The sequence below is a fragment of the Thermococcus sibiricus MM 739 genome (assembly GCF_000022545.1).
GTDB classification, from domain to species: domain Archaea; phylum Methanobacteriota_B; class Thermococci; order Thermococcales; family Thermococcaceae; genus Thermococcus_A; species Thermococcus_A sibiricus.
On the sequence record NC_012883.1, the window covers coordinates 1,046,970 to 1,059,419 of the forward strand.

General features: G+C 39.4%; 17 protein-coding genes and 1 other RNA gene. 7 read left to right on the forward strand and 11 right to left on the reverse strand.

Annotated elements, in window-relative coordinates:
• Window positions 1-45 precede the first annotated feature (45 nt).
• Together TSIB_RS10450 and TSIB_RS05570 are read left to right on the forward strand one after the other, a co-directional pair.
• Window positions 46-213, forward strand: coding sequence for a hypothetical protein (locus TSIB_RS10450; protein ID WP_187146401.1), 168 nt, complete (start codon window positions 46-48; stop codon window positions 211-213).
• A gap of 28 nt (window positions 214-241) precedes the next feature.
• A complete protein-coding gene (locus TSIB_RS05570) occupies window positions 242-1,069 on the forward strand; it encodes a radical SAM protein (RefSeq protein WP_048160354.1) in 828 nt (275 codons plus the stop codon).
• Here the strand turns inward: TSIB_RS05570 and TSIB_RS05575 are convergent.
• Window positions 1,062-1,988 (reverse strand): calcium/sodium antiporter, encoded by a 927-nt coding sequence (locus TSIB_RS05575; RefSeq protein WP_015849420.1) that lies wholly within the window; start codon window positions 1,986-1,988, stop codon window positions 1,062-1,064. The genes TSIB_RS05570 and TSIB_RS05575 overlap by 8 nt on opposite strands.
• 95 nt (window positions 1,989-2,083) lie before the next feature.
• Between TSIB_RS05575 and deoC the strand changes: the two genes are divergently transcribed.
• Window positions 2,084-2,743: a deoxyribose-phosphate aldolase gene (deoC, locus tag TSIB_RS05580; protein WP_015849421.1), complete on the forward strand. Its 660-nt coding sequence runs from the start codon at window positions 2,084-2,086 to the stop codon at window positions 2,741-2,743.
• 153 nt (window positions 2,744-2,896) lie between these two features.
• On the opposite strand, the gene TSIB_RS05585 is transcribed toward deoC, so the two are convergent.
• The 5 genes from TSIB_RS05585 to TSIB_RS05605 all read right to left on the reverse strand — a co-directional run bounded on the left by TSIB_RS05585 (window position 2,897) and on the right by TSIB_RS05605 (window position 7,907).
• Window positions 2,897-3,499: an ECF transporter S component gene (locus TSIB_RS05585; RefSeq protein ID WP_015849422.1), complete on the reverse strand. Its 603-nt coding sequence runs from the start codon at window positions 3,497-3,499 to the stop codon at window positions 2,897-2,899.
• A 110-nt stretch (window positions 3,500-3,609) separates the two neighbouring features.
• Window positions 3,610-4,953, reverse strand: coding sequence for an acetyl ornithine aminotransferase family protein (locus tag TSIB_RS05590; RefSeq protein WP_015849423.1), 1,344 nt, complete (start codon window positions 4,951-4,953; stop codon window positions 3,610-3,612).
• 156 nt (window positions 4,954-5,109) lie between these two features.
• Entirely contained in the window at window positions 5,110-6,105 is a 996-nt protein-coding gene (gene trxB / locus TSIB_RS05595; RefSeq protein WP_048160355.1) for a thioredoxin-disulfide reductase, read from the reverse strand.
• A 66-nt stretch (window positions 6,106-6,171) separates the two neighbouring features.
• Complete coding sequence (locus TSIB_RS05600; RefSeq protein ID WP_015849425.1) at window positions 6,172-6,705, reverse strand: metal-dependent hydrolase; 534 nt, start codon at window positions 6,703-6,705, stop codon at window positions 6,172-6,174.
• Window positions 6,705-7,907 carry an ATPase gene (locus TSIB_RS05605; RefSeq protein WP_048160356.1) on the reverse strand — a complete coding sequence of 401 codons (1,203 nt, stop codon included), beginning with the start codon at window positions 7,905-7,907 and terminating at the stop codon, window positions 6,705-6,707. Before TSIB_RS05605 ends, TSIB_RS05600 begins: the two co-directional genes overlap by 1 nt.
• A 64-nt stretch (window positions 7,908-7,971) precedes the next feature.
• On the opposite strand from TSIB_RS05605, the gene TSIB_RS05610 reads away from it, so the two are divergent.
• Window positions 7,972-8,466 (forward strand): THUMP domain-containing protein, encoded by a 495-nt coding sequence (locus tag TSIB_RS05610; RefSeq protein ID WP_048160357.1) that lies wholly within the window; start codon window positions 7,972-7,974, stop codon window positions 8,464-8,466.
• Between the two features lie 166 nt (window positions 8,467-8,632).
• Here TSIB_RS05610 and queC read toward each other — a convergent pair whose 3' ends face one another.
• The gene (gene queC, locus TSIB_RS05615) at window positions 8,633-9,352 is read right to left on the reverse strand and encodes a 7-cyano-7-deazaguanine synthase QueC (protein ID WP_048160358.1); all 720 of its coding nucleotides are present in this window, start codon (window positions 9,350-9,352) and stop codon (window positions 8,633-8,635) included.
• A 36-nt stretch (window positions 9,353-9,388) separates the two neighbouring features.
• Complete coding sequence (locus TSIB_RS05620; protein WP_048160359.1) at window positions 9,389-9,814, reverse strand: hypothetical protein; 426 nt, start codon at window positions 9,812-9,814, stop codon at window positions 9,389-9,391.
• Window positions 9,815-10,136: 322 nt separating this feature from the next.
• Between TSIB_RS05620 and TSIB_RS05625 the strand changes: the two genes are divergently transcribed.
• From TSIB_RS05625 to TSIB_RS05635, 3 genes are all read left to right on the forward strand, one after another.
• Window positions 10,137-10,481 carry a hypothetical protein gene (locus TSIB_RS05625; RefSeq protein ID WP_015849430.1) on the forward strand — a complete coding sequence of 115 codons (345 nt, stop codon included), beginning with the start codon at window positions 10,137-10,139 and terminating at the stop codon, window positions 10,479-10,481.
• Between the two features lie 94 nt (window positions 10,482-10,575).
• The gene (locus TSIB_RS05630; protein ID WP_015849431.1) at window positions 10,576-10,800 is read left to right on the forward strand and encodes a hypothetical protein; all 225 of its coding nucleotides are present in this window, start codon (window positions 10,576-10,578) and stop codon (window positions 10,798-10,800) included.
• A 35-nt stretch (window positions 10,801-10,835) separates the two neighbouring features.
• Window positions 10,836-11,045 (forward strand): hypothetical protein, encoded by a 210-nt coding sequence (locus TSIB_RS05635; protein ID WP_015849432.1) that lies wholly within the window; start codon window positions 10,836-10,838, stop codon window positions 11,043-11,045.
• Window positions 11,046-11,109: 64 nt separating this feature from the next.
• Here the strand turns inward: TSIB_RS05635 and ffs are convergent.
• The 3 genes from ffs to cutA all read right to left on the reverse strand — a co-directional run bounded on the left by ffs (window position 11,110) and on the right by cutA (window position 12,409).
• Window positions 11,110-11,422, reverse strand: an RNA gene (gene ffs, locus TSIB_RS10195) — signal recognition particle sRNA.
• A gap of 97 nt (window positions 11,423-11,519) precedes the next feature.
• Window positions 11,520-12,107, reverse strand: a complete 588-nt coding sequence (locus tag TSIB_RS05640; protein ID WP_015849434.1) for an endonuclease dU — start codon at window positions 12,105-12,107, stop codon at window positions 11,520-11,522.
• A complete protein-coding gene (cutA, locus tag TSIB_RS05645; protein ID WP_048160858.1) occupies window positions 12,104-12,409 on the reverse strand; it encodes a divalent-cation tolerance protein CutA in 306 nt (101 codons plus the stop codon). The genes TSIB_RS05640 and cutA overlap by 4 nt, the downstream gene beginning before the upstream one ends.
• Window positions 12,410-12,450 lie beyond the last annotated feature (41 nt).

The window sequence follows — 12,450 nt, forward strand, 5'->3', positions numbered from 1 at the left end:
CAAAAGGCTTTTATTATTAGGTCTCCAGTATCTGATGGTGAAAGGATGACAAACAATCCAATATACACTATAAGAGAATGCATGGGGGCAAAAGATGAATATATTGCTCTAAACTTGTGGGAAACCCACACTGATGAACATGGCAATTTTAGACCTGCCAGATTTCTTCTTGAAAACGAGGAAGAAGAAATTCTAGAAAATGTGGAAAAATAGAAGCAACTGTTAATGAGGAGTGATTCATGTGAAAAAGCTTAAAATTTATATTCCCGGAATCTCCTTTCCCTCCCTTTCACTTACAGGGAATTACTGCACACTAGACTGTGCTCATTGTGGAAAACACTATCTTGAGAGTATGAAAAAAGTCGAAAAATCAAACCTTGTAGATTACTGCAAGAACTTAGAAAAAGAAGGATATAAAGGGTGTCTCTTAAGTGGGGGAATGGATTCGAGACTAAAAGTACCTTTAGACATATACACTGATGAGATAAAACAAATAAAAAAAGAAACAAAGCTCAAGCTCAATGTCCATGTGGGGTTCATCGATGAAAGTGACTTAGAGTGGTTAAAATACGTTGATGTGGTTTCTCTAGACTTTGTTGGTGAAGATGATGTCATCAAAAGAGTGTACAAAATCAAGAAACGAGTTGAAGATTATCTTAAAATAATTGAGCTATTGACATCAAATGGAATTAAAGTTGCTCCTCATATAACAGTAGGCCTTGATTTTGGGAAAATTTGGTGGGAGTATAAAGCTATTGAATTACTTGCCCACTATCCAGTTGATGTTCTTGTTCTTGATGTTCTAATCCCTACTAGGGGTACTGAAATGGAAAACACAACCTCCCCTTCTGTAGACAAATCCTTAGAGGTTGTCAAATATGCACGAGACACGTTCAATGGAGAGCTAAGCATTGGATGCATGAGGCCCCCTGGGAAATGGCGTTTAGAATTCGACAAGGGAGCCATATTGATAGGGGTTGACCGAATAACAAATCCACCAAGAAAGGTTATTGAATGGGCAAAAAAAATAAGAGATGTGGAAATTATTTATGAGTGTTGTGTTATTTGAAGTTAGCATAAAGAAAATACCCATAAAGGATCAGAAGCACGGCACTTGTTTTTCTCCCTACTCTGTTATTCAGCTTTAAGGAGATTGCCAAAACCATCATCACAACCAAAGTTAAGGGTACAGTGAAAGAATAAATTCCAGAATCTACTTTTATTGGATTTATCAAGGCAGCTATTCCGATTACCATTAAGATATTCAGGATATTGGCTCCAACAATATTTCCCACACTTATATTAGGTATTTTCTTTAATGTGGCGGTTAAGGAATTTGCAAATTCTGGAAGAGACGTTCCTATTGAAACTAGAGTTAAACCTACCACCACCTCTGGAATCCCTAAAGCAATGGCTATTTTTACCGCACTATCTACCACCAACCTCGCCCCAACTACTACAATCAGCCCACTTACAAATAGAATAACTACATCTTTCTTAGGATTTTCCTTTCCTTCCGAAGGTTCCTCCAAAGTTACATGTTTTCTATAGAGGTAATAAAGGAAACCACCATAGATTAAGATTAGAGACCCTCCTTCTATTCTGGAGATTGTTAAATCCCCCATCAGAAGCCATGCGTAAAGCGTGACAGCAATCATGAAGAGAGAATTTTTCCATGCTATTTCATCAACATCTAAAGGCATTATCATGGAGGATACTCCTAAAATCAAGGCAATATTTGCTAAGGCGCTTCCAACAGCGTTTCCAAGCGCTATACCACTAAGCCCTTTATATGAAGCTATTGCAGAGGTTGTAACCTCTGGAAGCGTTGTGGCTATACTCGCTAAAACCAGAGCAATTATGAATTCGCTAACCCCAAATCCCTTGGCAACTCTCGTGGCTGCCTCTACAAAAAGATCACTCCCCTTGATTAGTATCACCAGCCCCAAGATAAAAAGACCAAACGTTATAATATATTCTGCTGTCATTTTGCCTCCCGAGAGTATTAAAGGGATGAGATTTTAAAATCTTTGGGTAAAAAGCTAAAATATATTGAAAGCAAAAATTTTCCAGAGGTGAAAAAATGAATGTTGCCAAATATATAGATCACACAAACCTAAAAGCATATACCAGCAAGGAGGACATAATAAAACTTTGTGAAGAAGCAAAAAAGTACAACTTTTATGCGGTCTGCGTGAATCCATATAGAGTAAAACTAGCAAAAGAGCACCTCAAAGGTACAGATATCAAGGTAGCAAGTGTAATAGGGTTCCCTCTCGGAGCTACCCCTACCGAAGTAAAAGTGTTCGAAGCAAATAAAGCTCTCGAAGATGGAGCAGATGAGCTTGACATGGTGATCAATATTGGAGCATTGAAAGATAAAGACTACGAATATGTCAAGAAGGATATAGAGGACGTTACTAAAGTAGCACATGAAAAGGGGGCAATAGTGAAAGTAATTATTGAGACATGCTATTTAACTGAGGAAGAAAAAGAGATAGCATGCAAACTTGCAATGGAGGCTAGAGCAGACTTTGTTAAAACGTCTACTGGTTTTGGAACTGGAGGGGCAACAATCGAAGATGTAAAGTTAATGCGAAGAGTTGTAGGGGATAAACTCGGTGTGAAGGCAGCTGGTGGGATAAGAACTTACGAAGATGCATTAGCAATGATAAATGCGGGTGCAAATAGGATTGGAACATCAAGCGGAGTAAAAATCATTGAAGGGGCAAAAAACGAGTGAACCTTTAAAGCTTTTGAAAACCATCATAAAAGAGATATAAGACGACAATTTTTCAACCGAGAGTCGCTTAAAAAAGGCCTCAAGGAGAATCCCACTTGAAACACTCATAGAAGAGAAGGAATTTCATGGAGAAATAGGAGAAATCAAAAACCTCTAAACCCGGAGTGAAATTAAAACATCTTTTATTCTTCTTTTTATTACGTGTCCTACGCCACCCCCGACTACAATGCCAGTAACTGCTTGGAGAATGTTCCCCGGAACTTCTGCCACAGCTCCTCCCCATCCATAAACATAAATTTCAATCATAAAGTAGCCAAGAACCATCAACGCTCCTCCAAGGATTGTTGCCAGAAGCACTGTTGTGAAATCATCTTTTTTAGAGGTAATATATCCTACAACAAACCCTTCTACACCTTTTATTACTAAAGTGAACGGTGCCCAATGAGCGTAACCTGTTATTATATCTGCCATTCCAGAGCCAAAACCCCCTGCAAATGCTCCTATTGTCGGGCCAAAGAGCACTGCAACAAGCATTACCATGCTATCCCCTACGTTAATATACCCACTGGTTAAAGGGGTAGGTATTTGAATTGCCATTGTAACAACTGCCACCAAAGCTGCCATTACTCCTGACAAAGCTACCCCCACTGCGGCCTCAAAAATCTTTTTCTTGAGTATGAATAGATAAGCAAAATAAAGTATTGCAACTGCTATTATAATCCATTTAGCATATGGAGCCATCGTTTCTATTGCCACTATTATCCCTCCGCTTTATTCATTTTTCAAGTTAAAACTTGAAATTAAAGTTTAAAAGATTTTCTCTCAGAACATAAACTAATGAAGAAAAGATGGTAAAATAAGAGAAGTCAACCAACAACCGTTTTAATAGCCTCTTCAAGGATGTCAAGACCTATCTTGGCTTCTTCTTCATCTATTGTAAGTGGTGGGATCAATCTCAATGCACTCTTTCCACACCCAAGAGTTGCAAGACCCCTCTTGAGAGCCTCAACGACAACTTTATTCCTCTCGTTGCTTGCGTATTCCTTAGTCTTCCTGTCTTTTACAAATTCAATTGCCCAAGCAAGGCCAAGACCTCTCACGTCACCAATAAGCTCATACTTATCATACATTTCTTGGAGTCTCTCTTTAAAGAGTGGTTCAAGTTTCTGAGCATTTTCAATTAGTCCATTTTCAAGCTCGTCAATAACTGTTAATGCTGCCACACATGCAAGAGCATTTCCTCCATAAGTATTGCTGTGGACACCAGAGATACCAAAATCAAGATCCTTCCTGAAAATTGTAGCTCCAATAGGAACTCCACCACCCAAGGCCTTTGCAAGACTTATTATATCGGGGGCTACACCGAAATGCTCTATTGCAAACATTTTGCCAGTTCTTCCCATTCCCATCTGAACTTCGTCATCCATTAACAAAATTCCATGCTTATCTAACACTTTCTTGAGTTCCTTGAAGAAGTTCATTGGTGGAACCACATACCCTCCTTCTCCTTGAATTGGTTCTGCTATTACCCCAGCAACTTCTTCAGGGGGGACGTAGTGTGCAAGTAGATAATCCTCAATGTATTCAAGAACCCTGTTCACAAGCTCATCAGGCTCTTCATAACCATCAATGTGCCATGGGTTCCTATAGGGGTTAGGATATGGAACATGCTCAACGCCAGGCATTGTTGGGAACATTCTTGACCTGTGAACGGGTTTGCTTGCAGTTAAACTCATTGTTCCATGCGTTCTTCCGTGGAAAGCTCCAATAAACGCTATGAAGAGTTTTCTTTTTGTTGACCATTTGGCTATCTTTATTGCAGCCTCATTAGCCTCAGTACCGCTGTTTGATAGGAAAGTCTTCTTCTCAAAATCACCCGGTGCAATGCTATCAAGTTTCTCAACCAAGGCAACTTGATATGGATTGTAATAATCTGTTCCAGCGCCATGAATCAGTTTGTCAAGTTGCTTCTTCAGCGCTTCCACTAATCTTGGATTCCTAAGGCCCGCATTTAGAACGCCTATTCCAGAAGAGAAATCAAGGATCTTATTCCCATCCACGTCAATCCAGTAGTTTCCTTCAGTTCTTTCTATAACTAAAAAATACTCATTTGGATCATTTGTTGTCGTGGCCATGTACTTGTGGTGCTTTTCTATTACTTCTCTAGCCTTTGGTCCCGGAATTTCCTTAACCTGAGGTCCCTTCACCATATTCGCTCACCAATGTATAAAACATTTTGTCTCTATATAATTTTATGCTCATTAAAAGCTACTTTTGGTCGAAAAAGTTTCGGAAATAGTAGAAAAGAAAAGATACTTTTGCAAGAAAATTGAGAAAAGAAGTTGCAGAATAAGTCCTAGACAAACTCATTCCTCATTCATTTGAGATTTCCAATTTTCCAAAATATCCTTTGCTGAATTCGCTGCTATAGCTCCTTGCCCTACAGCTACTGCAATTTGCTTGAAGACATTCGTTATATCACCAGCTGCAAAAAGGCCCTTTATATTAGTTCTCATGTACATGTCCACAAGTATGTAACCTTGTTCATCCGTAATGCCCAAGTGTTTGACAAAATCAGTTTTTGGCTCATAACCTATGAAAACAAAGACTCCATCAACCTTCTTTTCAAATATTTCCCCCGTTTTAATATTTCTTAAAAGAACACTTTCAACTTTTTGATTACCTTTAATCTCCACAACCACATTGTTTAATAACACAGGGATTCCCGCTTTTTTGAATCTCTCCTGAAGTATTTTGTCCGCCCTAAATTCTTCCCTCCTGTGTACGAGTGTTACATTGACTCCGATTTCATTAAGATATAAAGCTTCCTGAAGAGCCGTGTTTCCGCCGCCTACTACTATCACGTGCTTGCCCCTAAACAATGGACCGTCGCAAGTTGCACAATAGCTAACCCCTCTTCCGTAGAACTTATCCTCTCCTGGAACCTTGAGTTTCCTTGGTTCTGCTCCTACAGCAATTATAACGCTCCTAGCTTTGTAAACTTTGCCATTCTTTGTTTTTACTTCAAATTTACACGGACCCTCATAATAAGCACATTCTGCTGGATCTACCCTTTCCACTTCATCAAAGACTATAGGAACATTAAGCTTCTTTACTTGCTCATGCATTTTATTGGCTAGTTCAGAACCTTTTACTCCTTCTGGGAATCCAGGATAGTTTTCAATGATATCTGTAAGGGCAACATTTCCCCCAATATCTTTTGATATTATAAGTGTATCAAAGCCGTATCTAGCTGAATATATAGCTGCCGTAAAACCCGCTGGGCCTGCTCCAATTATCAAAATATCCCAAGTTTTTGTCTCATCAATGCCACTTTGTGAGAGACTCCCCAAGCTAAACATTTCTTTCACCTCCAGTTTACAACTTTTGGTTGAATATTTAAAAACATTATGGAACAATTTTGAGAACTATATCAACTTTACCTCCTTATCCTCTACTAAATGAAGGGTATAACCCAAAAAAGCCATAAAAGCTACAAAAAAAGCCTCTTCGAATCTAAAAATAAGTCCATATCTGCATAAAGCAAAAATAGACAATCCATAAATACTTGCAAACATAAGAGAGTGCACTACTCCTCGATGTTTGGGTATTACAGCACCAAATGCATACCAAGCCCCAACCGCAAAAAGAGCCCCTATTGCCCATGATACGCTTCCATCCATCCAAGTATCATTTCCAAATGATATGGAATCTCTGATTTTGACAACCACTACACTACCCACCATTACAGAGACTATAGGTTTTATACCTCTATGAATCAAAGCCTCTGGATGATCCAAATCGGGCAAGTCCGATCCAAGTACATAGACTGCATAACCAAAAATTGTAGCCATCAAACTCATTTTAAATGGAATACCTGCATATTGTTTTAAAAAAGAGGCAAATAAAACTGCTAAAGGATAAGTTAAAAGGCCACTAAGCACATGGCCATTATAGTCCATTAAGCCTCCTCCACTTCCTGCTCTTCAAGGAATTTTCTGACATAATCTGGGACTTTGTAGTTTCCTTTTGGATCCCCAACCAAAAACCCCAACCTTATTAACTCCTCTAGGTGATCGTAGACTTGAACTCCTGGCTTTTTAACTTCTTTAGCTATCTGAATATAACTTGCAGGGCCACCATTGAACTGGTATACTATAGTTTCTACTAAATCCCTGTAATCTTTTGGTATTCTCATCAAATATTCTTCCAAGCTCTTGGGTTCCTCCAGTATGGTCGTTACAACATAGTCATCTATTGGGTCAAACTTATGCTTGCTGGCCTCCCCCAACACGTAGTGGAAAAGCCTCAGAATTTGTCTTGGATTTCCTTTTGCAAGTTGATGAATAAGCCTTACTGCTTCCTCCGTGAAGGGGTAAATAGGATCGTCTGTATCTCTGATTCTAACTTGATTAAGCCTCTTCTTAACAAGTTCAAAAGTTTCATCAAGACTCATGGGCCTTAGTTTGAATTCATAATGAAGCCTCATGAAAAATGCAGGGAAAATCTTTGAATATTCCTCATATGCATCAGGTATACATGCAAAACCAACTATACAACCCCTTGGCATGTTGCTTATAAAATGTCTTAACATTTCAAAAAAGAGTATCTTCTCCTCCTCACTTGCCGTTTGCATATTTTCCAACTCATCAAGAAGTACTGTAGAGTATGGGTATTTGCTTAATTCCTTCGTTAGCATCTCCGCTATATCCCTTGACTTATACTCCTTAGTTGAAGACAACATCTTCTCAAGACGATCTATAAAACCGAGTTTTTTTGAGAGATTTTCAAAGAAAATGTTTGTCCTAGTCTTCGGCGGTTTCAGTCCATTAAACATGTCCCTTGTGAGTTTTAAAATGTCATTTGTGTCCACTTTAATATAAATCGCTTTACCTCCCTGCTCTGATATTGTCTTATAAATGGTCTTAAGTCTCTGGGTTTTACCCATTCCCAATGGGCCGACTAAAGAAAACGCTATTGAACTTTGGTTACCAATTATTTCTGAAATCATCATGGATAATCGCATATCGACCTCTTGGTAAACATGTATACTCTCTACGTCTTCTATTCCTTCACTTGCCAATTGTTCAAAAGGATTTTTTGCTAGACCATATACTTCATAAGATGGAGGGGAATAAACTTTAAGTGTGCTAGGCCTTTCCATTTTACCCACCAAGTTTAAATTTTAAGTAGGAGGATATATAAACTTGTCCATAGAGGTGAAGAAAATGACCACACTGCTTGTAACAGTACCCGGTGGAAGAGAGGGTGATGCTACTCTCGAGCTTGAATGGGCTCTTGGAGATGCAAGAGTTAGACGTGCAAAGTGGAGAGGAGTGTTAATAGTCAAAACACGTCTCGAAAAGGATGACGCATTGGAAAGGATAAAAGAGTTTGACACTACAGCTATTTTTAAAGTTCTACCTCTAGAGAAACTAGTCATGAGTAAAAAGGAAGTAATAATGGAAGAGGGCTTCGCAATGGCTAAAGAACGTATTAAAGAAACCGAGAGTTTTGCAGTTAGGTGTAAAAGAAGAGGTAACTGGATATCTTCCGGGAAAGAAATAGAAATTGAACTTGGAGCAAAAATAAAGGAGACTATAAACGCCAATGTTGATCTCACTAATCCTGATTGGTACGTTTGGATTGAGGTTCTTGGAAAGCAAACAGGTATAAGTGTCATTAGGCCAGAAGAAATAATAAAAAAGAGAGTAGAGTTTTAAAAGCCCCCTGAAGATCTGCTGACCTTCCTTTCACCCTAGGAGAAAATTTCGGCTAGCAGGATGCTGGACCGTATAAGTTATAACTTACAAGTTACAACTTTTCATGACACTTTTAGTTTTTAGAAAATTTAAAAGTTAAAGGAGATCCAAACGTATCGCTAAGCTCTTAGATCCTTGGCTGCACTCTATAAACTGTCCTATCCTCTCCTATACTATCAACAAGACCACGATGTCTCCTTATACAGCTTTCACATTCCCCACAATGAATCGGTTTTCCATCTTCTGTAAACCCTTTAGGCATATAACAGGAATTGGAATACTCATACTTCGCACCAAATTCTTTCAGAAGTCTTGCTATTCCTTTTTTGCTCAACCCTATTAATGGCGCAACTACTTTGACATCACTCATTGACCCATATTTTAACATATTGTTCATTTTTTCAACGAATTCAGGAGTGTTATCTGGAAATGTCATACCCTCTTCCGCGTTGAAGCCCACTATAATATCTCCTCCACCAAGAGCATCCAAAAGTGAGGCGGCAACACTAATTAGCACAAGGTTCCTTGCCGGCACCCAAACACTCTTTGCAGTTTCCTGGGCTTTCTCCGTGTTTTCTAAATCCTTTGATGTAACCTTTGGAGTTTCCCCACCAACTAAAGTTGTCCCTCTAAGCTTTGAGAACTCCTCTAAAAAGTCTAGGTGGATTATTTTAAGTGGAATGTTAAGCTCCTTTGAAAAGAACTCCGCGATTTTGTTTATGACTTTTTCCTCGTTGCTCCCATAGTTTATGGTGAGCATGATAACTTCATCATAATTCTCTTTTGCCCAATAGAGGCAAGCAGTGCTGTCAAGGCCTCCGCTAAATAATACCACGGCTCTTGTCATTTTCATCCCTCCAATTCTTTGATGGTCTTTAGTAGGTTATGAACTTTTCCAAAGAGAAAGCAATAGAAGAAGGCCTGGAGGTAAAAGAGCTGCATGGAGAAGGGCAAAGATTGTAAAGATATTGGGTTCAAATTTTCCCGCTAAGACAGTGTCTCCCAAAGCCAGTAGCGAAAGAGTGCCCCATGCAATAGTTGGAAGGAGCACAAAAACTATCGGAAGTTTGTTGTTTTTAATGTCGGAGTCAGGTAAAGATGAATACAATAAAATCAACGTCCCCCAGAGTGTCCAGAACATTCCATCATTTCCTCCCACATCGTCCCAATCATATACAAACTCATCGTACTCCCAAGTAAGCTTCACATAGTAAGCATGGGTTAAATAAGACAACCCGATTAAGGTTTGGAAGACTCCTATAAGAAAGATCAGTTTTTGAACCTTTGACCTTTTAGAGAGATTAAACATCATGTTCCCCTATGTTGTATTATTCTGTTAGTGAATCTTAAAAACTTTTAGATATTATTAATCGCCACTTAAAGGATAGATTCTAATCATTATATTAAAGTTATGAAAATATTTTTAAATTTTGATTACAGTATTCTAGTGGTGGCCTCTAATGAAGAGGTACTCAATGAATTCTAAAAAAAGTTTTTATTAATGATAGTTTTTTATTGTCTTTTAGTGTGGCGGTTCTAGCATATTATCCAGATCCAACAAGAAAGCCATATAGCCGGTTAGTGGGCCAATTGAATTTGCTGATACTTATCCTCTCACGGGGTGATTGGATATGAAAAGGTTAATCGCCTTAACTCTTTCCATACTTCTCTTCACAAATGTTGTCCAAGCGTTAACCCTCGTGGAAAATACCTCTTGCGAACCTTACAATATTGAAGCATATACTGATGGAGAAAAAACCATAGTGCTCTTCCTCTTCAACCCGGACTTTTATAACTTTACTTATCGGAACGCGTATGTGGGATTTGAAATAAAATTTGATCGAAAAATACTGAAATGCAGGCGTGACATTGAAAATAAATATGGGCTTTCGTATAGCGTTGGCACTCCAGAGATAAGGACAGAGAAGATCTTAAAAGTACCAGCAGAAGTCCGGCACCTTAGATTCTCTGCTTGAGATTTATTTAAAAGCAGACCCAACAGAAATCGATAAAAACGCCTTAATTAACGAAGTTCTGACAAACAGACCCCAACAGAAGATTCTCCTTGTTGTGAATCCTGCAGAGGCAGTGAATATTAACACCACATACTACAGCAGAGAACTCATAAAACTGTTCTTTGGAGAAAAGTTCTGGGAAGAGAACATCAAAGAACCCACTGATCTTACTCCCTTAATTGGTGCAATTGGACATGAGCATATAATCTATGGGTACGTCCCAGTGACGATAAACCTCGAAGAAGCCGAAAAAAGGCCCAAGCTGAAGGAAAAAGCTTAGAAGAGGTCATAAAAGAAGTTATTGATGCCATTAGGATGGTAATACCCGAGAATGTAACGATTGTTGTTCCCGTTGAAAAACCCGTAACGGCAACGCCCTTAGTTGGACTTCCCGAGGAGAAGAATAACCAAGAAACTCTCCCAGAGACTGATAAGGGGACTGAAAATAGTGACCAAAGTACTGCCATCTGTTTACTACCAATAATTGCTCTTATAGCTTTCATATTACTAATTAAAAAGCGATAATTCTTTCATTTTTTCTTGTTCCTTTATAGAACAGCACCACAAAGATTACATTTAATTTTTACGGCGGCGGACACGCCCGAGGGTGGGAACCCTCCTCCAGCGGCTTCCACCGAGACTTGCTCGCCCCCGCTACCCCACGAGCGCCGAACGTCCCACCTACCGCTGCTCCCTTCCGGGCCTTGCGGGGTTCAGCGGACAAAGGGAGTTAGCGGAGCCCTTCAGCTCCGCCTCTCCCACCGTCAGCCCCGTGGGACAGGGGCTCATGGCTCCTCTCGGCTTCCGCAGCTGGATTTGGGAACCGCCCCTCGGGCTTCGGCCCCCGCATATCGACGGTTTCGGGTTCCAGGGGACGCCGAACCCCCCAGCCTAGTCCGCCGCCATTCAATTATACCTATCAATGAATATATAAAGGTTTGGTATCTTATAATCAGAGAGGATATACCATTTGATTTATCTTCTTACCAAAAAAGAGCCCTATTCCTTTTTGGATTCCCCACTCATAACTGCAGATGCTATCATATGAGCCAATCTTAAAGGCTCAGGAATTAAAGAACTTTTTTGAGTTAATCTTATTATCTCTTCGGCTTGATCATAAGAAACTCCAATAGCCTGATAATACAACTTCCCGGGGATTAACTCTTTTATTTTGCCTGCTTTGTGTAAGAGGCTTATTTTCTCCTCAGCATCTGAGAAATGTTTCTTTAAAGCCTTCTCCATAGCTTGCAAGTCAGGTTTTTTTCTTATCACTATTATTACAGGCATTCGCGTCTCTCTGCTCAGCTCTTCAACATCAACTACGTTAAACCCTGCATAAGTTATTCCCTTGAGCATTATAATTCTCAGATCCTTAAAGCGGGAATTGTGTATGGCCTCGATCATTTTTTCCGTTGCATCTCTTCCATCAACTTCAATCCATCTTGTTACAACTCCAACAACATCTTGAGAACCTTTCATAACAACTCCAACCAGAATAGTCTTATCCCGCTTGATCTTGGATTTAAAAGAAAAAGTGCCGTCATCAAAGCCAATGACTCTTATTTGGGGTTTTATTTTTCTAATCATTTCGTTACCTCTAACAGCCAGTTTAAGTACTCTTTATTGACGTGATCGACATCTATTCTTATTATAGCAGGAACAGTGTATGGATGAAGCTCTCTCAAAGCATCTTTAAGCTCACTCCAGAGGTCAACTTTTGTCTTTAATAGTGCTCCAATCTCATTGTCATTTTCAATTTGTCCTTGCCACCAGTAAAAGGCTTTGTGTTCCCTGAGATTTGCACATGCAATTAATCTCCTCTCTAAAAGCTCTTTTGTGATTCTCTCAGCACTCTCCCAATTAGGAAATGTTGTATAAACAAGTATCATCTCACTCATGTCCTTCCCCCAATGAGGATTAGCGTAAGATA

What these genes read in the sequence shown, in the direction of transcription:
- deoC (WP_015849421.1), top strand. Translation starts at nt 2,084, where the DNA reads ATGAATGTTGCCAAATATATAGATCACACAAACCTAAAAGCATATACC.
- TSIB_RS05600 (WP_015849425.1), bottom strand. Translation starts at nt 6,705, where the DNA reads ATGGACTATAATGGCCATGTGCTTAGTGGCCTTTTAACTTATCCTTTA.
- TSIB_RS05575 (WP_015849420.1), bottom strand. Translation starts at nt 1,988, where the DNA reads ATGACAGCAGAATATATTATAACGTTTGGTCTTTTTATCTTGGGGCTG.
- queC (WP_048160358.1), bottom strand. Translation starts at nt 9,352, where the DNA reads ATGACAAGAGCCGTGGTATTATTTAGCGGAGGCCTTGACAGCACTGCT.
- TSIB_RS05605 (WP_048160356.1), bottom strand. Translation starts at nt 7,907, where the DNA reads ATGGAAAGGCCTAGCACACTTAAAGTTTATTCCCCTCCATCTTATGAA.
- TSIB_RS05620 (WP_048160359.1), bottom strand. Translation starts at nt 9,814, where the DNA reads ATGTTTAATCTCTCTAAAAGGTCAAAGGTTCAAAAACTGATCTTTCTT.
- TSIB_RS05640 (WP_015849434.1), bottom strand. Translation starts at nt 12,107, where the DNA reads ATGATTAGAAAAATAAAACCCCAAATAAGAGTCATTGGCTTTGATGAC.
- TSIB_RS05610 (WP_048160357.1), top strand. Translation starts at nt 7,972, where the DNA reads ATGACCACACTGCTTGTAACAGTACCCGGTGGAAGAGAGGGTGATGCT.
- TSIB_RS10450 (WP_187146401.1), top strand. Translation starts at nt 46, where the DNA reads ATGACAAACAATCCAATATACACTATAAGAGAATGCATGGGGGCAAAA.
- TSIB_RS05635 (WP_015849432.1), top strand. Translation starts at nt 10,836, where the DNA reads ATGGTAATACCCGAGAATGTAACGATTGTTGTTCCCGTTGAAAAACCC.
- trxB (WP_048160355.1), bottom strand. Translation starts at nt 6,105, where the DNA reads ATGTTTAGCTTGGGGAGTCTCTCACAAAGTGGCATTGATGAGACAAAA.
- cutA (WP_048160858.1), bottom strand. Translation starts at nt 12,409, where the DNA reads ATGATACTTGTTTATACAACATTTCCTAATTGGGAGAGTGCTGAGAGA.
- TSIB_RS05590 (WP_015849423.1), bottom strand. Translation starts at nt 4,953, where the DNA reads ATGGTGAAGGGACCTCAGGTTAAGGAAATTCCGGGACCAAAGGCTAGA.
- TSIB_RS05625 (WP_015849430.1), top strand. Translation starts at nt 10,137, where the DNA reads ATGAAAAGGTTAATCGCCTTAACTCTTTCCATACTTCTCTTCACAAAT.